Source organism: Pseudomonas izuensis, from assembly GCF_002356535.2.
Taxonomy (GTDB): domain Bacteria; phylum Pseudomonadota; class Gammaproteobacteria; order Pseudomonadales; family Pseudomonadaceae; genus Aquipseudomonas; species Aquipseudomonas izuensis.
Genome location: NZ_AP017423.2, coordinates 2,857,169 through 2,880,951, shown reverse-complemented (window position 1 = coordinate 2,880,951; position 23,783 = coordinate 2,857,169). Strand labels below are relative to the sequence as shown.

Sequence of the window (23,783 nt, the reverse complement as noted above, 5' to 3'; positions counted from 1 at the left end):
AACCAGGAGCACACCACATGACTGCAATTCAGATCTGCGCACTGTTCGTCCTCATCTTGCTCGTCGGCCTGACCTATTGGGCGGGGTATCGCGGAGGCCTCATAGACGGTCGCGTCGAAGGCATCGATGAGGGTAAGGCCACTCAACAATCCGAAGATCTGGAGACTATCCAGAGCCTGAAGCTCTCCCTTGGCCATGCTCGCGAAAAATACGGTCGACTGTACCGGAGCTATGAGCGCGCACTGGCCGTCTCGAAACTGGGGGAAACAGAGCGCCAAACGCTGCTGGCCATCGCCGAAAAACTCAGGATCGCGGCAGAAATGTTTGCAGCATTCCGTACCGGCAAAAAGCTTGAACGTGACTCCGTTGCACTTCGTGAACAAGCACTCATGATGGCCGCCCTGCTGGAACCAGCAAAGCAGGGGGCGGCAGCATGATCGAGGCCATTGATTTGTTCTCTGGCCTTGGCGGTTTGACGCAAGGCGCCACGGATGCAGGTGTTAAGGTCGTCTATGCAGCTAATCATTGGCCTGAAGCGGTTCGCTGGCATAGCGCTAACCATCCTCATGCCACACACGCATGCCAAGACTTACGACAGGCACGCTGGGCCGATATGCCTCGTCACGACCTAGGCCTGGCCGCGCCCTGCTGCCAAGGCCACACACGTGCGCGGGGAAAAGGAGCGGACAACCCAGAACACGACGATTCGCGATCGACCGCGTGGGCTGTTGTGGACTGCGCTGAAAGCCGTAAACAGGATGCCTGGGTAATCGAGAACGTACCAGAGTTTATGAACTGGACGCTTTACCCCGCTTGGGCTCAAGCGATGAAAGCCTTGGGCTACCAATTGGCACCTCATATTGTCGACTGCGCAGACCTTGGCGTTCCTCAGCACCGCGTCAGATTGTTCATGATCGCCACCAAAAGCAAAGCGCCGTTACACCTTCAGCTTCCACGGTACGAGCATGTTCCGGCACGCTCGTTTATCGACTTCGACTCAGGAAACTGGTCGTCCATTGAAAAGCCTGGTAGAGCCGCATCAACAATCAACCGAGTTGCCAACGGCCGCAGAAAATTTGGCGATCGATTCCTAATGCCCTACTACGGTTCTGGATCTGGCTTGACCGGCCGGAGCCTGGACCGCCCGGTAGGCACAATAACGACCCGCGACCGATGGGCAGTCGTCGATGGGAATAGGATGCGGATGCTCACTGCAGACGAAGTACTGGCTGCGCAGACTTTTCCGAGCAGCACTCTCCGTCCAAACAACCACCGCTTAACCGTGCATATGGCCGGCAACGCCGTGCCCCCACTTGCAGGGAAGAGAATTATTCAAGCGCTCAAGGAGGCCGCATGACAGAGCTACCCTCTCGCAGGGCATGGGGGAATACCCTGGAACTGCACAGCGAAACGCTCACCGATGACGAGTTGGCCACCATCACGGGCTACCAAATGCCCTCTCGTCAAATTCAATGGCTGAAGGAAAACCATTGGCAATTTGTGCTGACGGGCGCCCGCCGCCCGATCGTTGGCCGCGTCTATGCCCGCTTGAAGCTAGCCGGGGTTAAGCCCACAGCATCCAATGCCGTCGCCGAAACATGGACACTCGACCTTGCAAGCGTGAGTTGATCAATGCGCCATAAGAATGCAGCAAACCGCGACCTCCCACCGCGCATGATCCGCAGAGTTCGAACACGCAAGAATGGCGAAGTGTGGGTGGGGTATTACTACAACGGCAGGGACGCCGAAGGCAACCGAAAGGAAATTCCGCTCGGCAGCGACATCGATGAGGCAAAAATCGAGTGGGCCAGGCTGGAACATAAAGCCCCGCCGAAACCCACTCACCTGATGGGTTCGCTGTTCGACCGGTATGAAGAGAAAATCATCCCAGGGAAAAAGCCTCGAACTCAGAAGGACAATCTCAAGGAACTGAAGCAGCTCAGAAAGTCATTTGAGAATGCACCGATCGAGTCCATCACCCCCAAAGTGGTGGCCTTGTATCGGGACACCCGTACAGCGAAAGTCAGGGCGAATCGCGAGATCGCCCTGCTCTCGCACATGTTCACCATCGCACGCGAATGGGGTCTCACCGAGAAGGCAAACCCTTGCTTCGGTGTACGACGTAATAAAGAGAAGCCCAGGGACTATTACGCCGGCGAAGCCGTGTGGAACGCCGTTTACGCCGAGGCAGTGCAGGAACTAAAAGACGCCATGGACCTGGCCTACCTGACTGGTCAGCGTCCAGCGGATGTACTCAAAACATCTGCTACGGATCTGAACAACGGATTTTTGATGGTCGGTCAGGGTAAAACTGAAAAGCGCTTACGTATTCGTCTGGAAGATGAAGGCACGGAATCCGACTTGAGCACCTTTATAAATCGCCTTCTTGAACGAAAATCTGTCAACGGAATAAAGACCTCCACCCTTATCACTAACGCTTCCGGCCTGCGAATGAGTCAGCAGATGCTCCGCAATCGATGGGATGAAGCTAGGGAAAAAGCCGCGAGCAAAGCTGTCGGGAGGGGAGATGCAACTCTTGCCGTCAGTATTCGACAGTTTCAGTTCAGAGACATCCGACCAAAGGCCGCAAGCGAGATCGAGCTCGACCACGCCAGCCGATTGCTTGGACACTCGACAGAGGAAATGACCAAGAAAGTTTATCGTCGAGTTGGGGAAATAGTGAGTCCTACAAAATAATTAGGCGGATCGTATGCCGTTTTAAGCAATATAAATCATTGAGGCTCGTGAAGTTTAAACCCCAAATAGTAAAGTCCCCAAAAGGTTGCCGCCAGCATCTGCATTAACAACACGTAGTAAACAAACGTCATTCCCAATATCAAAATCTTGCTTGCGACCCCACCCCAAAGCGAGAATTCTGCAATCACACTCCCGTAAGAGAGAAACAAAACGGAATACAATACCAACGCTATGCTTTCGCAAGTCAAGAAGGCGAAAAGCATAGCTAAAAACCTACGCCTGGTGAGCTTTACCAAAACGTTTTCCCCTCTGGTCATTAATTTAACCGTAGGAGTAGGCTCAGGTAAGACGTTATCAATATCATTACGACCGAAGGTTGCTATTGCTGCCAGAGCCGCTATGTAAAAACCCGGAAGGCTTGAAAAAAAACCAAGCAGCATACTGACAGGCCCAGAAGACCTGTAGATATCTGAATTTCCTCCCTCCCCTACTGAGCAGAGAGTACATACAAAAGCAATTACAATTGGAAAAAGCCAATCAACCTTCCACTTTTGCGGATGCCGTATCGCCAGATAAGAAAGAGGCTGCAACATTTGATTCAACATTTCATGTCACTCCAAGCTTTTCAGTACTTCCCTTACTATAGCATGATTAACATTTTCGATACTCGCAGAGCTAACATTATTAGCAGATGAAATGTAATACCGTTTTAGATAACGTCCATCTGTAGCAAGTTGACCGGTATCCACAGAAAGTAACGCACTATTAGGAGAGCCCGAACCGTCCTTAAAACTGACTCGCATTTCAGACATACCATCGCTTTTAGCATTCCGAAGTACATCTGTTACAGTTTTAATTGCGTCCCCTATCAAATCCTTTTCAAGCTCCAGCTTGATTACGCGATGTTTCTCTTTTACGAATCCAGCGTCATCCCATTTCCCACCGACACTCTTATAGCTTATAAGCTCGATACCACCCAACGCGCCACTCTGCAAATCAGTTTTAAAGGATTCCGAAATATGACCATGCAACTCAACTTCGTGGTTAAGATGCACCAGTTGCGCTTGCCCTTTCTTATCGCTCGATCCGTCGATATTCGGTATCTTGAATAGCAGTGGCTTCTGCTTTTTGCAATGCCTAATCACATGTGCAAAGTAGCTCGTAATAGCACTACTACCTAACCCCGCACCATACGAGGCTTCAATAATACAAAAATAGTATCCTTCGCCCAATACAGGATCCAGATTCAGGATCAAATGCGCTGAAAACTCAGAACCTTGCCCTGGCAATTTTTCATTGACAGTTCGCTCCTTTGATTCAGGATTGCTATATACCGAATCCGGCGCACTAGGATCACAACGATTAATAAGCAACACCCAATACCCATCAACGGTATCGGTGTGAGCTATATAATACTTATCAGCCTTATCACTCTGCCCCTTGCTTAAAAAATTATCGCCACCCGCTCTAAGGTCTTCAACAATCTGCTTGATTTCACGCATGGACTTTGGCTGAGCCGGAAAATCAGCTGTGTTACCCTCCGCTCTAGAACGGCCACGAGCGTACAACTTCATATCAAAAAATGTTGCAACCCTTCTAGACATACTCAATCTCATCTAACAATTTAGGTACACAGCATCTCGCATCACGCGAAATTTCGCATTCTACTTATAGTATTCGTCAAGCAGAGGCTTGCCAAAAAACTTCGCAAGAACGGCATTAGCCCGACTTTTAATAAAGATATCTTTGACAGGGTTTACTGCTTTATTAAAAGTCAGTAAACCCTCAGGAGAATTACCGGATCTTGAATAAAAGACTTCATCTTTTAATCCTTTTTTCCTACTTAGTCGTCCTTTCATTAAGTCCTCGAATCCATCCGACGGTGGCCCGATAATGGCATCGTTTACCATGATCAGCAACCCAACACCCAAGAGCGTTTCCGAATGCGCTAGGCAAGCATGGCTCGCCTGTCAGGAGGCTCATTCCCGTGACAGTTGCGGAACACATCAAAAAAATTGCGGAACACATAGCTTTCTTTCAGGCAAAAAAAAACCCGTAGATCATTGATCTACGGGTTTTTAATAGTGGAGGCCGAGGTCGGAATCGAACCGGCGTAGGCGGATTTGCAATCCGCTGCATAACCATTTTGCTACTCGGCCTCAAAACATTTGCTGTCAGTAGCGCGACATCAAACGTGTGCAAACTTGGAGCGGGAAACGAGACTCGAACTCGCGACCCCGACCTTGGCAAGGTCGTGCTCTACCAACTGAGCTATTCCCGCGTCTTGGTGTGGCGCATTCTATAGATTCCAGAAGCCCCGTCAACCCTTTGATTCAAAAAAGTTTTATTTCTTTTCAACGTCGGTCTTCAGATGCGGCCAGGCAGCCCGCAAGTATTGGACCATGGACCACAACGTCAGGCCTGCGGACACCATCAGCAAGGCATAACCCAACAACACCCAGAAGCTGAAATCCGACGGATTGGCCAGCAGTATCACCAGCGCCAGCATCTGCGCGGCGGTTTTCCATTTGCCCAGGTTCGACACGGCTACATGGGCACGGGCACCGAGTTCGGCCATCCATTCACGCAGCGCGGAGACCACGATCTCGCGACCGATGATGACGGCAGCCGGCAGAGTGAGCCACAGGTTCCCGTGTTCCTGCACCAGCAGCACCAGTGCAACGGCAACCATCAATTTGTCGGCAACCGGATCGAGAAAAGCCCCGAACGGTGTGCTTTGCTCCAGACGGCGGGCCAGATACCCGTCCAGCCAGTCCGTGGCAGCGGCAAATGCGAAGACCGAGGCTGACGCCAGGTAGCTCCATTGGTAAGGCAGATAGAACAGTAAAATGAAGATCGGTATGAGCAGGACGCGTAGAACGGTAATCAGATTAGGGATATTCATCGGCACAACTGGCTACGAGGTGAGGTGGCATTCTACTCGCTGTGCAGATTTGCATAAATCAACTCTGCGAGCTTTTTACTGATCCCGGGTGCTTTGGCGATCTCTTCGATGCTGGCACGAGACAGCTCCTGCAATCCACCAAAATGTTTCAACAAATCGCGCCGACGTGTCGGCCCGACACCGGCAATGCCTTCAAGCGTAGACGTTCGACGGGTTTTGCCGCGGCGGGCGCGGTGCCCGGTAATGGCGAAGCGGTGAGCTTCGTCACGAATCTGCTGGATCAAATGCAACGCGGGGGAATCACCGCGCAAGGTGAATTCATGGGCAGCGTCATTGAGGTACAGGGTTTCGAAACCTGCCTTGCGTGTCGCCCCCTTGGCCACGCCAAGGAGGATCAGATCCGGCACCGCCAGTTCATTGAGCACGTCGCGGGCCATGGACAGCTGCCCCTTGCCGCCATCCACCAGCAGGATATCCGGTAGCTTGCCCTCCCCGTCCTTCAACTTGCTGAAGCGTCGGGTCAGCGCCTGATGCATCGCTGCATAGTCATCCCCGGCCGTCACGCCTTCGATGTTGTAGCGACGGTAGTCGGACTTGATCGGACCTTCAGGGCCGAACACCACACAGGACGCCACGGTTGCCTCGCCGCTGGAGTGACTGATGTCGTAGCACTCGAGGCGCTGTGGCGGTTCGTCGAGTTTCAGCACGTCGGCCAGCGCATCGAAGCGTGCCGTGATGTGCTGTCGATTCGCCAGGCGCGCACCCAGTGCCTGCTCGGCATTGGTCACCGCCAGTTGCTGCCAGCGTGCTCGCGTGCCGCGCACCCGGTGACTGATGGTCAATTCGCGACCACGCAGCTCTTCGATGGCGGCAATCAGGGTCGGGAAATCTTCGTGGACCACGTTGACGATCAGTTCGCTGGGCAAGTCGCGCTCAGGACTGCTGATGAAGTACTGGCCAAGAAACGCCGCCATGACTTCGGAAACGTCCTCTTCGATACCGACCTGCGGGAAGAAGTTCTTGCTTCCCAGCACCCGCCCGCCTCGTACGCTGATCAAGTGGACGCAGGCACCGCCCGGGTTGACGAACGCTGCGATCACATCGACATCACCTGTCCCGCCTTCCATGCTCTGCTGGTCCTGGACCCGCCGCAGCAGCGAGATCTGATCGCGCAATTCGGCGGCACGCTCGAACTCCAGGTTGACCGCGGCCTCTTCCATGGCAGCCGACAACTCATCGGTCAACGCGTTGCTGCGACCTTCAAGGAACATCACCGAGTGCCGCACGTCTTCGGCATAAACCTCGGGCTCCACAAGACCGACACAAGGTGCCTTGCAACGCTTGATCTGGTATTGAAGGCAAGGTCGTGTACGGTTCTTGTAATAGCTGTCTTCGCACTGGCGAACGAAAAACGTCTTTTGCAGCAGGCTCAGGCTTTCGCGAATCGCACCGGCGCTGGGATAAGGACCGAAATACTTGCCCTTGGCCTTTTTCGCACCGCGATGAATGCTCAAGCGCGGGAACTGGCCATCGGAAAGAAACACATAGGGGTAGGATTTGTCGTCCCGCAACAGGATGTTGTACGGCGGACGCCATTCCTTGATCAGCGTCTGCTCAAGCAGCAGCGCTTCGGTTTCGTTGGCCGTGATGGTCGTTTCGACCTGCGCGATACGTGCCACCAGCGCGGCAGTCTTGGGTGCCAGGCCGGTTTTGCGGAAGTAACTCGACAGGCGATTCTTGAGGTTCTTGGCCTTGCCGACGTACAGCAGGCGTGCGTCGCTGTCGAACATGCGATACACACCGGGGCGCCCACTGACGGTTGAGAGAAAGGCACCTGGATCGAAGGAATCAGTCATTTTCAGAGGCTGGCATCAACCATGCCGTGACGAACCGCCAGCAGCGTCAACTCGACATCACTGCTGATCGAAAGCTTTTCGAAAATTCGGTAACGGTAGGTGTTCACGGTTTTTGGCGACAGGCACAGTTTGTCGGAAATGATCTGGACCTTCTGGCACCCGACAATCATCAACGCAATCTGGATTTCCCGCTCGGACAAGGCGTCGAAGGGTGAGTCATTGGTCGGCTGGAAGGACTTGATCGCCAGTTGCTGGGCAATCTGCGGACTGATGTAGCGCTGCCCGGCGAACACCAGGCGGATGGCCTGGACCATTTCCGGCAAACCTGCACCCTTGGTCAGGTATCCCGCTGCACCGGCTTGCAACAATCGAGTCGGAAACGGATCTTCCTCACACACCGTTACCGCGACGACTTTGATATCAGGATGACTGCGCAACAGTTTTCGAGTGGCTTCAAGACCGCCGATCCCCGGCATCTTGACGTCCATCAAGACCACATCGGGTTTAAGCTCACGCGCCTTGAGCAGGGACTCTTCCCCCGATTCCGCCTGGCCGACAACCTGCAGGCCATCAATGTCAGCCAACATTCGTGTAATGCCTGTACGAACGAGATCATGGTCATCGACCACTAGCACCCTAATCAAGCAGACATCTCGCGATATGGTCTTATTGAGTTGCCGACACCTTAGCAAAAAAGCTTCTGGCAGACCTAGCGGAAAGCGTCAGATAAAAAGTTTCGATTTACTTTGAAACCCCGGTGGCAAGCGTGTTTCAGGGATGCGAGCCATCGGCGTCGCGTTGCATTCGCAGAAAACACGCGTCCGTCCCCACTACCTGCAATCCCTTTCTTTCATATAACGCCCGTGCCGGGTTGTTTTCAAACACCGTCAATCGCAATGCCGGGCGCCGCTCCTGGCAAGTCATGGCAAAAATCTGATCGATCGCCCAGGATCCGGCGCCCTGCCGACGAAATGCCTCGGCCACCTGTAATTCGCGGATATACAGCGCCCTGGCGTCTCGACTCAAACTGACATACCCCACCCGACGCTCGCCACAGACAATCAAGCGGTTCTCACGCCCCGCCCAGGCGACATCGAACGCCTCGTCCTGCCACAGCAGACTGTGCTGGATGTAATAGCGCAGCATGTTGCGGCAGGTCAGCTCGCGGGCAAATTCAAGGTCGCGGTCAGTGGCCGCACGCCATTCAAATTCCATTACGCCTCGATTGTTGTTTGCAGGAGCAAGAAGTGTGTCACAACCACCGGGCCGCTCAAGTCATAGAAAACGCCATCAATGCCCGATAGCATATTCTGATTGAATCCTCGTGCCGGGCTCTAGTAAGCTCGGCGCATCCATCGGAGACACATCATGTTCAACGCCCTCTTACAGCTTCGTACCGCCAGCGCCCTGCGCTCGGTTACGGCTGCCCCGGCGAACGGCACTTGTGCTCCGGTCAGCTTTTATTTTGGGTATTGGTTTAGCCACTGGCGCGCCTGATACCCACACGGCGCCCACTTTGAACGGGTCGCCACCAGAGAATTCTCAACCCCCGGTCGGCCTCCCGACCGGGGGTTTTGTTTTTTCAGCCCTGAACAATTTTTAGCAACACACCAGACATACAGAGGATCAAGCACATGAACTACGCCACTTATTACCGTTACGACAGTTTTACCGCCTGGCGATTTACCACCCTCCGCTCGGGACAGCCTGCCGCCTCCGATCGGTCACCCACAGGTGGCAAGCACACACACGCAGCCAATTTGGCCAATTGTCGAACACCCCAGTAGGGCCGAGCGCGCGGGAGCGAACCCGCCGCCAGCCCAGGAAGCCTGACTATGAACTCGTCCGTTTCTGCTCTGCCGCTGTCCACCCTGAGCCCTGCCAATGAAGCACTGACCCTGCGTCTGCCCAGCTCGTTGCAACTCAAACAGCAATTGCCGCTTACCAACGCCTTGAGCCAACAAGTCGCCGGCCACCGCCAGGCGGTTCGCGCAATCCTCAACGGTGAAGATTCCCGCCTGCTGGTCATCGTCGGTCCCTGCTCGATTCATGACCCCAAATCTGCCCTCGAATACGCCGGCAATCTGGCCCGCCTGGCCGCCGAAGTCAGCGACACTATGCTGCTGGTGATACGCGCCTACGTCGAAAAACCCCGCACCACGGTTGGCTGGAAAGGTCTGGCCTACGATCCGCATCTGGATGGCAGCGATGACATGGCAGGTGGCCTGACCCTGTCGCGCGAGCTGATGCGCGAAATGCTCCTGCTCGGCTTGCCAGTGGCGACCGAACTGCTGCAACCCATGGCCGCCGGTTACTTCGACGATCTGCTCAGTTGGGTGGCTATCGGTGCCCGCACCACCGAGTCGCAAATCCATAGGGAGATGGCCAGCGGCCTTTGCATGCCGGTCGGATTCAAGAATGGCACCGATGGCGGTGTCGCGGTGGCCAGCGACGCGATGCGCTCGGCCGCCCATCCGCATCGCCATTTCGGTGTGGACAGCCAGGGACACCCGGCGATCATCCAGACTCCCGGTAATGCCGACACCCATCTGGTATTGCGCGGCGGGCATCACGGCCCCAACTACGACCGTACCAGTGTGGCCAAGGTACACAGCGACTTGACCCGCCTGAAGATTCCCGCGCGCATCATGGTCGACTGCAGCCACGCCAACAGCGGCAAAGATCCGCTGCGCCAGCCAGCGGTGTTCAATGACGTGCTTGAACAACGCCTGCAGAGCGACCGCTCATTGATCGGCATGATGATCGAAAGTCATTTGTTCGAGGGCTGCCAGCCGTTGGGCTCTGCATTGAAGTATGGGGTGTCGATTACTGATGGTTGCCTGGGCTGGAGCGGGACGGAAGATCTATTGCGCGAGGCGGCAAAACGGCTTCGCACACTGTAGAAGCGAGCTTGCTCGCGAAAAACGTCTGGACAACGCAATCATTCAGATTGAGCGCGTTATCGTTGGCGAACATCGCGAGCAAGCTCGCTCCCACAGGGTATGCGTACACCCGCGTTTTCAGCGTTGCCCTATTCCGTTTTCGCCAGATAACCGCGTCCTTTTCATACATCCCGCCAGCGGCCCCGTGCTTTAGAGTGAGACGCAAGGCTCCTCCCTGATCGCTGAAAAAAGGACAAAAACATGCAAAGGAATGCAGACACTCACTATCCCATCCTGCTGGTTCATGGGCTTTTCGGATTTGACCGGATCGGCACCTTCGAACTTTTCCATGACGTTAAACAGGCCCTGAGAAACGCCGGAGCACGAGTCTTTGTGCCGCACCTGTCCGCCACCCACAGCAACGAAGTACGGGGCGACCAACTGCTGGCGCAGATTAAACGGGTTTTGCAAGGTACGGGCGCGAGCAAGGTCAATCTGATCGGACACAGCCAAGGGGCACTGGCGGCTCGTTACGCAGGAGCAGTGGCGCCCGAGTCGGTGGCCTCGGTGACGTCCGTCAGCGGGCCGAATCATGGCTCGGAGCTGGCGGACTTCCTGCGCAAGGCGCTCATCCCCGGACACCTGCCGGAACACATCGCCGAGACGGTTGCGTCGCTGTTCGCCGAATTTCTGGCATTACTCGGCGGCCACCGTCCGTTGCCACAGAACGCCATTGCCGCGCTGAATGCCCTGACCACCGAAGGTGTGGGTGCATTCAATGGCAAATACCCCCAGGGGCTACCGAAAACCAGAGGCGGCCAGGGTTGCGAGCTGGAAAACGGCGTCCGCTACTACTCCTGGAGCGGCACCTTGCAGGGCAGCATCTTCCAGAGCGGGCTCAAAGCCATCCATCCGCTGCACAACTGCTTGCGCACACTGTCCCGATATTTCGTCAATGAGGCCGAGCAGAACGACGGCATGGTCGGCCGCTTCAGTTCCCATCTGGGGACCGTCATCCGTTCCGACTATCCCTTCGATCATCTGGACACCCTGCGCCAGATGGGTGTTCCAGCGGCACACTCCGTCGATCCGATCGACCTGTATGTGCTACACGCCGAACGCCTGAAAAAAGCCGGTCTTTGAGGGTGATACGGGGCATTTGCAGGCGCCGGGCTTGCTCGCGATGGACATCGTTGATACCGCTGCCTGTCTGAATGCCCGCGTGCCCAAGCATTTTTCGCGAGCAAGCTCGCTCCTACAGGAGAAATAGCTCGCTGAATCCGGTAGGCTCAGCACTTTACCGAACATTGAAGGAGTATTTTCCCATGGCTAAAGCCACTGCCCGCCACATCCTCGTTGCCAGCGAAGCCAAATGCAACGAGCTCAAGGCTCAAATCGAAGCTGGGGCAGACTTCGCCGAAGTCGCCAAAGCCAACTCCACTTGCCCTTCCAGCCGCCAGGGCGGTGACCTAGGTTCGTTCGGTCCGGGCCAGATGGTCAAGGAATTCGACACCGTGGTTTTCAGCGCACCGATCAACGTCGTGCAAGGCCCGGTGAAAACCCAGTTCGGCTACCACCTGCTGGAAGTGACCAGCCGTCAGGACTGATCGACGCCTGGCTTTGCTCCACAACGGCCCGCCTATCGGTGGGCCGTTGTGTTTCCAATACGTAATTCGGCTGGCGAGGGACGCGCCGCTAGCGTACAAATTGTCGTTAACGACCACCCGGCTCTAAGGCTGACAATGCGACCGGCTTTCCCTATTGTGTTATTCACTGTCGTGGCCCTGTTATTGGGCGCCGCTGGTGTGAACGCTGCACCGCAACATGCGCTGACCGTGTACGGCGAACCGGCCAAATACCCGGCGGGCTTCAGTCACTTCGCCTACACCAATCCGCAGGCTCCCAAGGGTGGCACGATGCGTCGCTCGGCAATCGAAATCGGGCATTTCGACCATGTGTTGCCGTACATCGACAAAGGCATTGGCGTCACGCAGATCGACGGCTTGCTCTATTCACCCCTGGCCCAGCGCTCGATGGACGAACCTTACACCGTGTATGGCCTGGTGGCACAGCAGATGGAACGCTCCGATGACGGGCTGTCCCTGCGTTTCTACCTCAACCCCAAGGCACGCTTTGCCGATGGCAAACCCATCACTGCCGAAGACGTGCGCTACACCTTCGACCTGTTGATGACCCAGGGCAGCCTGCGTTATCGCACGCAGTTCGCCGACGTCAAAGGCGTCGAAGTGGAGTCGCCACTGACCGTGCGCTTCGACTTCAAGAACAACGAAAACCGCACCCTGCCCCTGGACATCGCCACCCTGCCGGTATTTCCCGAGCACTGGTGGAAGACCCGCGATTTCGCTGGCGGCGGCGGTTACGAACCGCCGCTCGGCAGCGGCCCGTACAAGGTGGGCAAGGTCGATTCCGGGCGCAGCATCACCTTCGAACGTAACCCCGACTGGTGGGGCAAGGATTTGCCGGTCAGTCGCGGGCTCTACAATTTCGATCATTTCAGTATCGAGTACTTCGGCGATACCGACGTTGCCCGCCAGGTACTGCGCGGTGGCGCCTACGACTACAACCGTGAGTTTTCCGCCACCGGCTACTCCATCGGCTACGAAAGCCCGGCCCTGAGCGACGGTCGCCTGCAAAAGGCCCACCTGGCGACACAAGCCCCGCAACCGAGCCAGGGTTTTGTGTTCAACCTGCAAAATCCGATGTTCCAGGATCGGCGGGTGCGTCAGGCGCTGGTCATGCTCTGGGATTTCGAATGGAGCAACCGGCAGATGATGCGCAACCTGTACATCCGCCAGCAGAGCTTTTTTTCCAATACCGAACTCGCTGCCCGGCAATTGCCGGATGCCGGCGAACTGGCGATTCTCGAACCCTTGCGCGGGCAGATCCCCGATGAAGTCTTCACCCAAGTGTTCGAGGCACCGAAAACCGATGGCAGTGGCCTGATTCGCGACAAGCAATTGCAGGCCCTGGACCTGCTCGAACAGGCCGGCTGGAAACCCGATGGCGATCAACTGGTCAACGCCGACGGTGAACCGCTGAGCTTCACCTTCCTGGTCAGCCAGAACGGCATGGACCGCTTGCTGCTGCCGTACAAACGCACCCTGAAACAGATTGGCATCGACCTCAACATCCGTCGCATCGATGCCTCCCAGTATGTCAACCGCCTGATGAGCCGCGACTACGACATGATCGTCACCGGCTACCCGGTCACCACCTCGCCGGGGGGCGAACTGCTCAACTATTTCGGCTCGGCCGCGGCCACCGACCCCGGTGCCAACAACTACATGGTCTTGAAGAACCCGGCGGTCGATACCCTGATCAACGGGCTGGTGCGCGCCAACAACAAGGCCGACATGCTTCGCTACGCCCATGCGCTGGACCGGGTGCTGCAATGGAACTATTACTGGATTCCCAACTATTACCCGCCGGGAACGTCCACTGTGTGGTGGAATCGCTTCGGCATCCCGAACGTGCAGGCCAGCAATGACGAAGCCATCGAGAGCTGGTGGGAGGTGAGCACAACGCCCCTCACCAACCAGGAAATGACTGCCGAGCGCATTCGCCGTGGCAGACCCGGAGGGCCGCATTGATGTGGGCTTACATACTGCGGCGCCTGCTGCTGATCATTCCGACGCTGGTGATTATTCTCCTGGTCAACTTCGTCATCGTCCAGGCCGCACCGGGCGGCCCGGTGGAACAGGCCATCGCCCATCTGCAGGGCATTGGTGGCGCCACGGTCGGCGGTAGCTCCGGCGAGTCCATGGGTACCACCTCCCGGGCCAGTCGCGGCCTCGATCCGCAGCTGATCAAGGACATCGAAAAACAGTACGGCTTCGACAAGCCGGCCCACGAGCGGCTCTGGTTGATGCTCACCAGTTATGCGCGCCTGGACTTCGGCAAGAGCTTCTTCCGGGGCGCCACTGTCACCGACCTGATCCTGCAGAAAATGCCGGTGACCATTTCCCTCGGGCTCTGGGCGACGCTGATTACCTACCTGGTGTCGATCCCGCTGGGCATCCGCAAGGCGGTGCATCATGGCAGTCATTTCGATATCTGGAGCAGCACCGCGATCATCATTGGCTACGCGATGCCGGCGTTTCTTTTCGCGATGTTCCTGATCGTGGTGTTCGCTGGCGGCACTTCGCTGAACTGGTTCCCCGTACGCGGGCTGGTTTCGGACAATTTCGAGTCGCTGTCGACCCTGGGCAAAGTGGTCGATTACTTCTGGCACCTGGTGCTGCCGGTGACGGCGCTGGTGATCGGTGGTTTCGCCACCCTGACCATCCTGACCAAGAACTCGTTCCTCAATGAAATCACCCGGCAGTACGTGGTCACCGCCCGCGCCAAGGGCCTGAGTGAGCGTCGGGTACTGTATGGCCACGTGTTTCGCAATGCCATGTTGCTGGTGGTATCGGGAATACCCCAGGCCTTTATCAGTGTGTTTTTTGCAGGTTCCCTGCTGATCGAAGTGATCTTTTCCCTCGATGGCCTGGGCCGCATGAGCTACGAGGCGGCGGTTTCACGGGACTATCCGGTGGTGTTCGGCTCGTTGTTCATCTTCACCCTGTTCGGCCTCCTGATAAAACTGGTGGGCGACCTGTGCTATGTGCTGGTCGACCCGCGCATCGACTTCGCCGCGAGGAATGCCTGATGCTCAAGCTTTCGCCGCTGGGTCGTCGTCGCTTTGAACGCTTCAAGAAAAACCGCCGGGGCTGGTGGTCGCTGTGGTTGTTTGTCGGCCTGTTCATGCTGACCCTGGGGGGCGAGCTGATCGCCAACGACAAGCCGCTGATCGTCAGCTATCAGGGCCAGTGGTACTTCCCTGCCCTCAAGCGCCACACCGAACTGGAGTTCGGCGGGCAACTGCCGTTCCAGGCCGATTACCGCAGCGATTATGTGCAGCAACTGATCAAGAAAGACGGCGGCTGGCTACTGTTCCCGCCGATTCCCTTCAGCGACGACACGCCCAACTACGACCTGAACAAACCGGCCCCAAGCCCGCCCTCGAACGTGAACTGGCTGGGCACCGACGACCAGGCGCGGGATGTGCTGGCCCGGGTGATCTTCGGTGCGCGGGTGTCGATTCTGTTTGCCTTGATGCTGACCTTCGTCAGCGCGCTGATCGGCATTGCCGCCGGCGCCCTGCAAGGCTATTACGGTGGCTGGGTCGACTTGTTCGGCCAGCGGCTGATGGAGGTCTGGTCGGGGCTGCCAGTGCTCTATCTGCTGATCATTCTGTCGGGTTTCGTCGAGCCGAATTTCTGGTGGTTGCTGGGGATCATGGCGCTGTTTTCCTGGCTGGCACTGGTGGACGTGGTGCGCGCCGAGTTCCTGCGCGGGCGCAATCTGGAATACGTCAAGGCGGCCAGGGCATTGGGCCTGAGCGATCGCAAGGTCATCGTTCGGCATATCCTGCCCAACGCCATGAACGCGACCTTGAGTTATCTGCCGTTCATTCTGACCGGGGCTATCTCGACCCTCACGGCGCTGGACTTCCTCGGTTTCGGCATGCCGGCCGGCAGCGCGTCCCTGGGCGAACTGATCGGCCAGGGCAAGCAGAACCTGCAAGCGCCGTGGCTGGGGCTGACGGCGTTTTTCACGCTGGCGTTGATTCTTTCCCTGTTGGTGTTCATCGGCGAAGCCTTGCGCGACGCGTTTGACCCGCGATCTTGATTCCCGATTTTGAGAGCCGGACTGCTGACATGAGTAACCTGATCGAAATCCGTGACCTCAGCGTGGCCTTCAGCGGCCAGACCGTGGTGCGCAATCTGTGCCTGGACATCCGCCCCGGCGAATGCCTGGCCTTGGTGGGCGAATCGGGCTCGGGCAAGTCGGTGACCGCCCACTCGATCCTGCAACTGTTGCCTGAAGGCGGGACCGAAACCACCGGCAGCATCCGTTATCGCGGCCTGGAGCTCGTCGGCGCCGACACCAAAAGATTGCGCCAGTTGCGCGGTAATCGTATCGCGATGATCTTTCAGGAGCCGATGACCTCCCTCAATCCGCTGCACAGCATCGAAAAGCAGATTGGCGAAACCTTGCTGGTGCACAAGGGCATGGCGGGCAAGGCGGCGCAGGCGCGGATCCTGGAGTTGCTGCATCTGGTGGGTATCCAGAAACCCCAGGAGCGGCTCAAGGCGTATCCCCATCAATTGTCCGGCGGCCAGCGCCAACGGGTAATGATTGCCATGGCCCTGGCCTGCGAACCGGAGCTATTGATCGCCGACGAACCCACCACCGCCCTGGACGTCACCGTGCAGCGCAAGATTCTGCTGCTGCTCAAATCATTGCAACGACGGCTCGGCATGTCGCTGCTGCTGATCAGCCACGACCTCAACCTGGTGCGCAGCATCGCCCAGCGCGTCTGCGTAATGAAGGCCGGCGAAATCGTCGAGCAGGCTTCCTGCGAAACCATTTTTACCGAACCGAAACACCCGTACAGCTGCATCCTGCTCAACGCCGAGCCGGAAGGCGAAGCGTTGCCTCGTGACGAGCGCGAAAACGTACTCGAAGTGGAGAACCTGCGGGTGCAGTTTCCCGTCAGTGGCGGGTTGTTCCAGCGCAAGACTTACCTCAACGCCGTGGACGGCATCAGCCTGAATGTCCAGCGCGGCAAGACCCTGGGCATTGTCGGCGAATCCGGTTCGGGCAAGTCCACGCTGGGCCAGGCGATCCTGCGCCTGCTCGACTCCGAAGGCGGCATTCGCTTCCAGGGCGAAGCGCTGAACAGCCTGACGCAGAAGCAGTTGCGGCCGTGGCGCAAGAAAATGCAGGTGGTGTTCCAGGACCCGTTTGGCAGCCTGAGCCCACGGATGTCCGTGGCACAAATCATCAGCGAAGGCCTGGAGGTGCATAGCCAAATGAGCATCGAGCAATGCAACGCCGAGGTCATTCGGGCATTGCAGGAAGTCGGCCTCGACCCGCAAAGCCGCCATCGCTACCCACACGAATTCTCCGGCGGCCAGCGCCAACGCATCGCCATCGCCCGGGCGCTGGTATTGAAACCGGCGCTGATCCTGCTGGACGAGCCGACCTCGGCACTGGACCGCACCGTGCAAAAGCAAGTGGTCGCCCTGCTCCGCCAGCTTCAGGAAAAACATGGCCTGACCTATCTGTTCATCAGCCATGACCTGTCAGTGGTGCGCGCACTCGCCCATGACATGATCGTGGTCAAGGACGGCAAGGTGGTGGAAAGCGGCGCCAGCCACGATGTGTTCGATTCCCCGCAGCATCCGTATACCAAGGAGCTGTTGGCGGCGGCGCATGCGGGGCAGGCATAATTTGGCGCATGCCGTTGAACCGCGTCGCCGCCATCGCGGGCAAGCCCGCTCCCACAGGTTTTGTGTCTAGCCTACATTTGGCGGCAAATCCATATCCTGTGGGAGCGGGCTTGCCCGCGATGGGGCCAGCACAGTCAACATCTAATCAGGATCAGCCCCCATGAACACCACCGAAAGCCTCAAGGACTACCAGCGCGTACGCCTGCTGGCGATCCGTTCGCTGTTCGAGATCATCGAGCAGTCGAGTGAAGGCACGGTGATCGTCGACCGCGATGCCAACATCGTCTGGATGAACGAGCGCTATGCCCGGCGCTTTGGCTTGTCATCGGCCGAGGGCGCCATCGGCAAGGCTTGCGAAAGCGTGATCCCCGGGAGCCTGTTGCGCGAGGTGGTGCGCAGCGGCCGGCCGATTCTGCTCGACATGCAGGACACCCCCAAGGAGCCGCTGGTGGTCATGCGCCTGCCGATTCACGACGACGCAGGCGAAGTGATCGGTGCCATCGGCTTTGCCCTGTTCGACGAATTGCGCAGTCTGTCGCCGATGCTCAAGCGCTACATGAGCATGCAGGAAGAGCTCGCTTCCACACGCTCGCTGTTGCGGGCACGGCAGACCAAATACAACTTTGCCCACTTCATCGGCACCAGCGCCGCCAGCCTGGAAGTCAAACGTCGCGCCCGGCGCAGCGCCAGCACCGAATCACCGGTGCTGCTGCTCGGCGAAACCGGCACCGGCAAGGAATTGCTGGCGCAGGCGATCCACAATGCCTCGCCGCGTGCGCACAAGGCCTTTGTCAGCATCAACAGTGCGGCGATCCCCGAATCGCTATTGGAAGCCGAATTCTTCGGCACCGCCCCCGGCGCCTTTACGGGGGCTGACCGCAAGGGCCGTGCCGGCAAGTTGCAAATCGCCCAGGGCGGTACATTGTTCCTCGATGAAATCGGCGACATGCCGTTGCCGCTGCAAAGCAAGTTGCTACGGGTGCTACAGGAAAAGGAATTCGAACCGGTCGGCTCCAACGACGTGATCCAGAGCGACGTACGCGTGATCGCCGCGACCTCTACCGATCTGGAAGCGGCGATCAAACGCGGCGAATTTCGCGCCGATCTGTATTACCGCCTCAACGTCCTGCCAATCCAGGTCCCACCGCTGCGCGACCGACTCGACGACCTGCCCGCCCTCAGCGAAGCGATCCTTGAAGAGTTGCGCAGCCAGCACGAACTCAATAGCGAAGCCCTGGCGCTGTTGGGCCAGCACGCCTGGCCGGGAAACATTCGCGAACTGCGCAACGTCCTGGAACGGGCGGCGCTGCTCGGTGACGACCTGCGGCTTTCGGCAGCGGATATCCGCGCGGCCATCGGGACGTTTACTCCGGTTAAACGCGTGGCGCCGTTGACCGTCGAACCTTTGGAGCAGGAGACGTTCAGTGCGGCGCGGGAGCGCTTTGACCGGCAATTGATCGAAAACGCCTTGGCGCAATGCGGGGGCAAGGTGATCGAGGCGGCGGCACGATTGGGACTTGGGCGGTCGACGTTGTACAAGAAGATGGTGGCGTTGGGGATTGCTGAGTCTCAATAAAGAGACATAGATCTCTATTGGTAGATCGGGCCTTTTCGCGGGCAAGCCCGCTCCCACAGAGACCGCATTATTCTGAACGCGCCGAAGAACCTGTGGGAGCGGGCCTGCCCGCGAAAGGGCCAGTCCTGACAACAAAAGTCTCCAAACAGAGACAAAACCGTTAAGTTCGGCTCAGAGCCACTCAATATATCCTTATATTTCAAACACTTAACCACCTGGCACGAAACTCGCTTCGGCCCACTCCTACACCGTTTCACCCCTTACAAAAATAACAATCCCAGGAGACACACCATGAGTGTGATCATTGCCTTGGCAGCCCTCGCGCTGTTGATGCTGGCTGCTTACCGTGGCTACAGCGTTATCCTTTTTGCCCCGATTGCCGCCCTTGGCGCTGTCCTGTTAACCGACCCATCCGCCGTCGCGCCCGCCTTCACCGGCGTGTTCATGGAGAAAATGGTCGGCTTCATCAAACTGTATTTCCCGGTGTTCCTGCTCGGTGCAGTGTTCGGCAAGCTGATCGAGTTGTCAGGCTTCTCGCGCTCCATCGTTGCCGCGGCGATTCGCTTGCTGGGCACCCGGCAGGCGATGCTGGTGATTGTGCTGGTCTGCGCCTTGCTCACCTACGGAGGCGTGTCACTGTTTGTGGTGGTGTTCGCGGTCTATCCGTTTGCCGCTGAAATGTTCCGCCAGAGCAACATTCCCAAGCGCCTGATTCCGGCGACCATCGCCCTCGGCGCTTTCTCGTTCACCATGGACGCCCTGCCCGGCACCCCGCAGATCCAGAACATCATCCCCAGTACCTTCTTCAACACCACCGCCTGGGCGGCGCCCTGGCTGGGTGTGATCGGCACGATCTTCGTATTCTGCGCCGGCATGCTGTTCTTGCAGCGTCAGCGCAACAAGGCCCAGCGCGCCGGTGAAGGCTATGGCACTGACCTGCGCAATGAGCCGGAAACCGCCGCCGACATCAAGTTGCCCAACCCATGGATCGCCCTGTCCCCGCTGTTGGCCGTGGGCCTCATGAACCTGCTGTTTACCCAGTGGATTCCGCAGTGGTACGGCAAGACCCATAGCCTGGCGCTGCCGGGCATGGCCGCACCAGTTACCACCGACATCGCCAAACTCACGGCGATCTGGGCGGTTCAGGCCGCACTGCTGGTGGGCATCCTCATGGTGCTGGCGTTCGGCTACAAGGCGATCAGCCGCAAACTGGCCGAAGGCAGCAAAAGTGCGGTCAGCGGTGCGTTGCTGGCGGCGATGAACACCGCCTCGGAATACGGTTTCGGCGCGGTGATCGCGTCCCTGCCAGGCTTCCTGGTGCTGGCCGACTGGCTCAAGAGCATCCCCAATCCGCTGGTCAATGAAGCGATTACCGTGACCTTGCTGGCCGGTATCACCGGCTCTGCTTCGGGCGGCATGAGCATCGCCCTGGCGGCGATGTCCGAGCAGTTCATCAGCGCCGCCCACGCCGCCAATATTCCACTGGAAGTGCTGCACCGGGTGGCGGCGATGGCCAGTGGCGGCATGGACACCCTGCCGCACAACGGCGCGGTGATTACGTTGCTGGCGGTCACCGGGCTGACCCATCGCGAGGCTTACAAAGACATTTTTTGTATTACGCTGATCAAGACCCTGGCGGTTTTCGTGGTAATCGGCACTTTCTACGCCACTGGCATTGTGTGAGGTATTCATGACGACTCTTACGGGCAAGACCGCACTGGTCACCGGTTCCACCAGTGGCATCGGCCTGGGCATCGCGCTCAGCCTGGCCAAGGCCGGTGCCAACCTGATCCTCAATGGTTTCGGCGATGCCTCAAAGGTGATCGCGCAGGTTGAACAGTTTGGTGGCAAGGTCGGCCACCACCCCGCCGACGTCAGCGACCCGGCGCAGATCGCCGACATGATTGCCTACGCCGAGCGTGAATTCGGCGGCGTCGACATTCTGGTCAACAACGCGGGCATCCAGCACGTGGCGCCGGTAGATGAGTTCCCGGTGGAACGCTGGGATTCGATCATTGCCATCAACCTGTCGTCGGTGTTTCACAGCACCCGCCTGAGCCTGCCGGGCATGCGCGCCAAGAGATGGGGCCGGGTGATCAACATCGCCTCGGTGCATGGCCTGGTCGGTTCGACAGGCAAGGCCGCTTATGTCGCGGCCAAGCATGGCGTGATCGGGCTGACCAAAGTGGTCGCCCTGGAAACCGCCACCAGCAACGTCACCTGCAATGCGATCTGCCCGGGCTGGGTGCTGACGCCGCTGGTGCAGAAACAGATCGATGATCGCGCCGCGACCGGCATTGATCCGCAGCAGGCACAGCATGACTTGCTGGCGGAGAAACAGCCGTCGCTGGAATTCGTGACCCCGCCGCAGCTGGGCGAGCTGGTGCTGTTTTTGTGCAGCGAAGCCGGCAGCCAGGTGCGGGGCGCGGCGTGGAATGTGGATGGCGGGTGGTTGGCGCAGTGATCAACCGCTAGACCGCGTTATCGTTCTTCGCGAGCAGGCTCGCTCCCACAGGGGATCGCATTTCAATGTGGGAGCGAGCCTGCTCGCGAATGGATCTGAAGATAAGAAGAGGCAAATCATGTCCGAAATACTGTGGCAACCCACCACCGAACGCATCGCCAAGACCCGCATGGAAGCCTTTCGGCGCTTCATCATTGCGCGACATCACCTGCACCTCGACGACTACCCCGCCCTGCACCAATGGTCCATCGACCACCGCCAGGAGTTCTGGCAAGCGATCGTCGACTTCTTCGATATCCGTTTTCACCAACAACCCGATGCTGTACTGGTGGAAGGCCGGCAAATGCCCAGCGCCGAATGGTTCCCCGGCGCAACCCTGAACTTTGCCGAGCACTTGTTGCAGCGCCGCGACGATGCCGTGGCAGTGGTCGCCGTGGCGGAAAACGGTCAGCGCGAACACTTGACCTGGGCCGAACTGGCCGAGCATGTCGCCGGTTTCCAAAACGGTTTGATTGCGTCGGGGGTGGGCCTGGGCGACCGGGTCGCCGCGTGCATGCCCAACACCTGGCAAACCCTGGTGGCCATGCTCGCCACCACCAGCCTCGGGGCAATATGGTCTTGCTCATCGCCGGACTTCGGCACCCAGGGGGTGATCGACCGTTTCGGCCAGATCGAGCCGAAAGTGCTGGTCACCTGCGCCGGCTACCGCTACGCCGGCAAGGCGATCGACCAGACCGTCAAGGTCAACGAAATCCTCGAACGTCTGCCGTCGTTGCGCCAGTTGGTCGTCGTGCCTTACGCACGCCCTGAAGCGCGCATCGAGGACTTCCGCACCCAAGCCAATGTCACGCTATGGGACGATTTCTACTTCCCCGGTGGCGATCCGGATTTCGTCGCCGTCCCCTTCGCCCATCCCCTGTATGTCCTCTATTCCAGCGGCACCACGGGCGTACCCAAATGCATCATCCACAGCACCGGCGGCGTGCTGTTGCAACACGTCAAGGAACACGGCCTGCATTGCGATCTGGGTCCCGGCGAACGTTTGTTCTACTACACCACCTGCGGCTGGATGATGTGGAACTGGCTGGTCTCGGCCCTGGCGGTGGGCAGTTCCGTGGTGCTGTACGACGGCTCGCCGTTTCACCCCGATCCCGAACGCTTGATCGACCTGATCGACGACGAACGCATCAGCGTCTTCGGCACCAGCCCCAAGTACCTGGCGACTCTGGAAAGCAGCGGCGTGAAGCCAAGGCAAAGCCATGACCTGGGCAGCCTGAAAACCCTGCTTTGCACCGGTTCCGCGCTGTCGCCGCAAAGCTACGACTACGTCTATCGCGACTTCAAGGCTGATGTGTGCCTGGCGTCGATGTCGGGCGGCACGGATATCGTCTCGTGCTTCGTCAATGGCAACCCGTGGCAGCCGGTCCGTCGTGGTGAAATACAAGGCAAGAGCCTGGGCATGGCCGTGGAGGTGTGGAATGACGAGGGTCAGCCGGTGATAGGCGAAAAAGGTGAACTGGTGTGCACCCGGCATTTCCCGGCGATGCCTATCGGCCTTTGGCACGATCCTGACGGGGAAAAGCTGCGGGCCTCGTATTTCAGCCAGTTTCCCGGCGTCTGGGCCCAGGGCGATTACGCCGAACAACTGCCCCATGGCGCCATGATGATCCATGGGCGCTCCGACGCAGTGCTCAATCCCGGTGGCGTGCGCATCGGCACGGCGGAAATCTATCGCCAGGTGGAAAAAGTCCCGCAGGTGCTCGACAGCGTGGCCATCGGTCAGCAATGGCAGGACGACGTGCGGGTGGTGCTGTTCGTTCGCTTGCGTGACGGCGTGGCACTGGATGAAGCGCTGCAACAGCAGATCCGCCAGGTCATTCGTGCCAACACCACACCGCGCCATGTGCCGGCGAAGATCGTTGTGGTCACGGATATCCCCCGGACCATCAGCGGCAAAATCGTCGAATTGGCGGTGCGCAATGTGGTGCACGGGCAAAAGGTGAAAAACACCGATGCACTGGCCAACCCCGAGGCACTGGAGCAATTTCGGGACCGCCCCGAACTCCAGAATTGAGTTCGCAGTCCCCCTGTGGGAGCGAGCC

The 23,783-nt window shown here is 58.2% G+C and carries 21 protein-coding genes and 2 tRNA genes; 15 read left to right on the top strand and 8 right to left on the bottom strand.

Annotation, left to right across the window (positions count from 1 at the left end; all coding sequences use genetic code 11):
- Positions 1-17: 17 nt before the first annotated feature.
- Genes LAB08_RS12930 through LAB08_RS12915 form a run of 4 tightly spaced genes read left to right on the top strand, consistent with a single transcriptional unit; the run spans position 18 to position 2,697 of the window.
- Positions 18-437: a hypothetical protein gene (locus tag LAB08_RS12930; RefSeq protein WP_096511836.1), complete on the top strand. Its 420-nt coding sequence runs from the start codon at positions 18-20 to the stop codon at positions 435-437.
- Positions 434-1,357: a DNA cytosine methyltransferase gene (locus LAB08_RS12925; protein WP_096511837.1), complete on the top strand. Its 924-nt coding sequence runs from the start codon at positions 434-436 to the stop codon at positions 1,355-1,357. The genes LAB08_RS12930 and LAB08_RS12925 overlap by 4 nt, the downstream gene beginning before the upstream one ends.
- A 35-nt stretch (positions 1,358-1,392) precedes the next feature.
- The gene (locus tag LAB08_RS12920) at positions 1,393-1,629 is read left to right on the top strand and encodes a DUF4224 domain-containing protein (protein WP_096515418.1); all 237 of its coding nucleotides are present in this window, start codon (positions 1,393-1,395) and stop codon (positions 1,627-1,629) included.
- Positions 1,630-1,632: 3 nt separating this feature from the next.
- Positions 1,633-2,697: a tyrosine-type recombinase/integrase gene (locus LAB08_RS12915; protein ID WP_096511838.1), complete on the top strand. Its 1,065-nt coding sequence runs from the start codon at positions 1,633-1,635 to the stop codon at positions 2,695-2,697.
- A gap of 35 nt (positions 2,698-2,732) precedes the next feature.
- On the opposite strand, the gene LAB08_RS12910 is transcribed toward LAB08_RS12915, so the two are convergent.
- From LAB08_RS12910 to LAB08_RS12875, 8 genes are all read right to left on the bottom strand, one after another.
- Entirely contained in the window at positions 2,733-3,302 is a 570-nt protein-coding gene (locus LAB08_RS12910; protein WP_157755710.1) for a hypothetical protein, read from the bottom strand.
- 6 nt (positions 3,303-3,308) lie between these two features.
- Positions 3,309-4,301 (bottom strand): hypothetical protein, encoded by a 993-nt coding sequence (locus LAB08_RS12905; RefSeq protein WP_157755711.1) that lies wholly within the window; start codon positions 4,299-4,301, stop codon positions 3,309-3,311.
- A gap of 481 nt (positions 4,302-4,782) precedes the next feature.
- Positions 4,783-4,856: transfer RNA gene (locus LAB08_RS12900), tRNA-Cys, on the bottom strand.
- A 46-nt stretch (positions 4,857-4,902) separates the two neighbouring features.
- A tRNA-Gly gene (locus LAB08_RS12895) sits at positions 4,903-4,978 on the bottom strand.
- A gap of 63 nt (positions 4,979-5,041) precedes the next feature.
- Entirely contained in the window at positions 5,042-5,602 is a 561-nt protein-coding gene (gene pgsA / locus LAB08_RS12890) for a CDP-diacylglycerol--glycerol-3-phosphate 3-phosphatidyltransferase (RefSeq protein ID WP_096511841.1), read from the bottom strand.
- Between the two features lie 32 nt (positions 5,603-5,634).
- Complete coding sequence (gene uvrC, locus LAB08_RS12885; RefSeq protein ID WP_096511842.1) at positions 5,635-7,458, bottom strand: excinuclease ABC subunit UvrC; 1,824 nt, start codon at positions 7,456-7,458, stop codon at positions 5,635-5,637.
- Positions 7,459-7,460: 2 nt separating this feature from the next.
- Positions 7,461-8,102 carry a response regulator transcription factor GacA gene (gene gacA / locus LAB08_RS12880; RefSeq protein ID WP_008015884.1) on the bottom strand — a complete coding sequence of 214 codons (642 nt, stop codon included), beginning with the start codon at positions 8,100-8,102 and terminating at the stop codon, positions 7,461-7,463.
- Positions 8,103-8,229: 127 nt separating this feature from the next.
- Positions 8,230-8,673, bottom strand: coding sequence for a GNAT family N-acetyltransferase (locus tag LAB08_RS12875; RefSeq protein ID WP_096511843.1), 444 nt, complete (start codon positions 8,671-8,673; stop codon positions 8,230-8,232).
- A gap of 620 nt (positions 8,674-9,293) precedes the next feature.
- Between LAB08_RS12875 and LAB08_RS12870 the strand changes: the two genes are divergently transcribed.
- From LAB08_RS12870 to LAB08_RS12820, 11 genes are all read left to right on the top strand, one after another.
- The gene (locus LAB08_RS12870; protein ID WP_096511845.1) at positions 9,294-10,361 is read left to right on the top strand and encodes a 3-deoxy-7-phosphoheptulonate synthase; all 1,068 of its coding nucleotides are present in this window, start codon (positions 9,294-9,296) and stop codon (positions 10,359-10,361) included.
- Positions 10,362-10,601: 240 nt separating this feature from the next.
- Complete coding sequence (locus LAB08_RS12865) at positions 10,602-11,483, top strand: esterase/lipase family protein (RefSeq protein ID WP_096511846.1); 882 nt, start codon at positions 10,602-10,604, stop codon at positions 11,481-11,483.
- A 71-nt stretch (positions 11,484-11,554) separates the two neighbouring features.
- Entirely contained in the window at positions 11,555-11,947 is a 393-nt protein-coding gene (locus tag LAB08_RS12860; protein ID WP_256658576.1) for a peptidylprolyl isomerase, read from the top strand.
- A gap of 135 nt (positions 11,948-12,082) precedes the next feature.
- Positions 12,083-13,951: an extracellular solute-binding protein gene (locus LAB08_RS12855; RefSeq protein WP_096511847.1), complete on the top strand. Its 1,869-nt coding sequence runs from the start codon at positions 12,083-12,085 to the stop codon at positions 13,949-13,951.
- Complete coding sequence (locus tag LAB08_RS12850) at positions 13,951-15,012, top strand: microcin C ABC transporter permease YejB (protein WP_096511848.1); 1,062 nt, start codon at positions 13,951-13,953, stop codon at positions 15,010-15,012. The genes LAB08_RS12855 and LAB08_RS12850 overlap by 1 nt, the downstream gene beginning before the upstream one ends.
- Positions 15,012-16,034, top strand: coding sequence for an ABC transporter permease (locus tag LAB08_RS12845; protein ID WP_096511849.1), 1,023 nt, complete (start codon positions 15,012-15,014; stop codon positions 16,032-16,034). The genes LAB08_RS12850 and LAB08_RS12845 overlap by 1 nt, the downstream gene beginning before the upstream one ends.
- 29 nt (positions 16,035-16,063) lie before the next feature.
- Positions 16,064-17,641, top strand: coding sequence for an ABC transporter ATP-binding protein (locus LAB08_RS12840; protein ID WP_096511850.1), 1,578 nt, complete (start codon positions 16,064-16,066; stop codon positions 17,639-17,641).
- A 160-nt stretch (positions 17,642-17,801) separates the two neighbouring features.
- A complete protein-coding gene (locus LAB08_RS12835) occupies positions 17,802-19,217 on the top strand; it encodes a sigma-54 interaction domain-containing protein (protein ID WP_096511851.1) in 1,416 nt (471 codons plus the stop codon).
- A 291-nt stretch (positions 19,218-19,508) separates the two neighbouring features.
- The gene (locus LAB08_RS12830) at positions 19,509-20,900 is read left to right on the top strand and encodes a GntP family permease (RefSeq protein ID WP_096511852.1); all 1,392 of its coding nucleotides are present in this window, start codon (positions 19,509-19,511) and stop codon (positions 20,898-20,900) included.
- Positions 20,901-20,907: 7 nt separating this feature from the next.
- The gene (gene hbdH, locus LAB08_RS12825; protein WP_096511853.1) at positions 20,908-21,681 is read left to right on the top strand and encodes a 3-hydroxybutyrate dehydrogenase; all 774 of its coding nucleotides are present in this window, start codon (positions 20,908-20,910) and stop codon (positions 21,679-21,681) included.
- Between the two features lie 118 nt (positions 21,682-21,799).
- Positions 21,800-23,755 (top strand): acetoacetate--CoA ligase, encoded by a 1,956-nt coding sequence (locus LAB08_RS12820; protein ID WP_096511854.1) that lies wholly within the window; start codon positions 21,800-21,802, stop codon positions 23,753-23,755.
- The last annotated feature ends 28 nt before the right edge of the window (positions 23,756-23,783 follow it).

What these genes read in the sequence shown, in the direction of transcription:
- LAB08_RS12835 (WP_096511851.1), top strand. Translation starts at nt 17,802, where the DNA reads ATGAACACCACCGAAAGCCTCAAGGACTACCAGCGCGTACGCCTGCTG.
- uvrC (WP_096511842.1), bottom strand. Translation starts at nt 7,458, where the DNA reads ATGACTGATTCCTTCGATCCAGGTGCCTTTCTCTCAACCGTCAGTGGG.
- LAB08_RS12930 (WP_096511836.1), top strand. Translation starts at nt 18, where the DNA reads ATGACTGCAATTCAGATCTGCGCACTGTTCGTCCTCATCTTGCTCGTC.
- hbdH (WP_096511853.1), top strand. Translation starts at nt 20,908, where the DNA reads ATGACGACTCTTACGGGCAAGACCGCACTGGTCACCGGTTCCACCAGT.
- pgsA (WP_096511841.1), bottom strand. Translation starts at nt 5,602, where the DNA reads ATGAATATCCCTAATCTGATTACCGTTCTACGCGTCCTGCTCATACCG.
- LAB08_RS12865 (WP_096511846.1), top strand. Translation starts at nt 10,602, where the DNA reads ATGCAAAGGAATGCAGACACTCACTATCCCATCCTGCTGGTTCATGGG.
- LAB08_RS12830 (WP_096511852.1), top strand. Translation starts at nt 19,509, where the DNA reads ATGAGTGTGATCATTGCCTTGGCAGCCCTCGCGCTGTTGATGCTGGCT.
- LAB08_RS12925 (WP_096511837.1), top strand. Translation starts at nt 434, where the DNA reads ATGATCGAGGCCATTGATTTGTTCTCTGGCCTTGGCGGTTTGACGCAA.
- LAB08_RS12850 (WP_096511848.1), top strand. Translation starts at nt 13,951, where the DNA reads ATGTGGGCTTACATACTGCGGCGCCTGCTGCTGATCATTCCGACGCTG.
- LAB08_RS12870 (WP_096511845.1), top strand. Translation starts at nt 9,294, where the DNA reads ATGAACTCGTCCGTTTCTGCTCTGCCGCTGTCCACCCTGAGCCCTGCC.
- LAB08_RS12860 (WP_256658576.1), top strand. Translation starts at nt 11,555, where the DNA reads ATGCCCGCGTGCCCAAGCATTTTTCGCGAGCAAGCTCGCTCCTACAGG.
- LAB08_RS12845 (WP_096511849.1), top strand. Translation starts at nt 15,012, where the DNA reads ATGCTCAAGCTTTCGCCGCTGGGTCGTCGTCGCTTTGAACGCTTCAAG.
- LAB08_RS12820 (WP_096511854.1), top strand. Translation starts at nt 21,800, where the DNA reads ATGTCCGAAATACTGTGGCAACCCACCACCGAACGCATCGCCAAGACC.
- LAB08_RS12915 (WP_096511838.1), top strand. Translation starts at nt 1,633, where the DNA reads ATGCGCCATAAGAATGCAGCAAACCGCGACCTCCCACCGCGCATGATC.
- LAB08_RS12905 (WP_157755711.1), bottom strand. Translation starts at nt 4,301, where the DNA reads ATGTCTAGAAGGGTTGCAACATTTTTTGATATGAAGTTGTACGCTCGT.
- LAB08_RS12910 (WP_157755710.1), bottom strand. Translation starts at nt 3,302, where the DNA reads ATGTTGAATCAAATGTTGCAGCCTCTTTCTTATCTGGCGATACGGCAT.
- LAB08_RS12840 (WP_096511850.1), top strand. Translation starts at nt 16,064, where the DNA reads ATGAGTAACCTGATCGAAATCCGTGACCTCAGCGTGGCCTTCAGCGGC.
- LAB08_RS12875 (WP_096511843.1), bottom strand. Translation starts at nt 8,673, where the DNA reads ATGGAATTTGAATGGCGTGCGGCCACTGACCGCGACCTTGAATTTGCC.
- LAB08_RS12855 (WP_096511847.1), top strand. Translation starts at nt 12,083, where the DNA reads ATGCGACCGGCTTTCCCTATTGTGTTATTCACTGTCGTGGCCCTGTTA.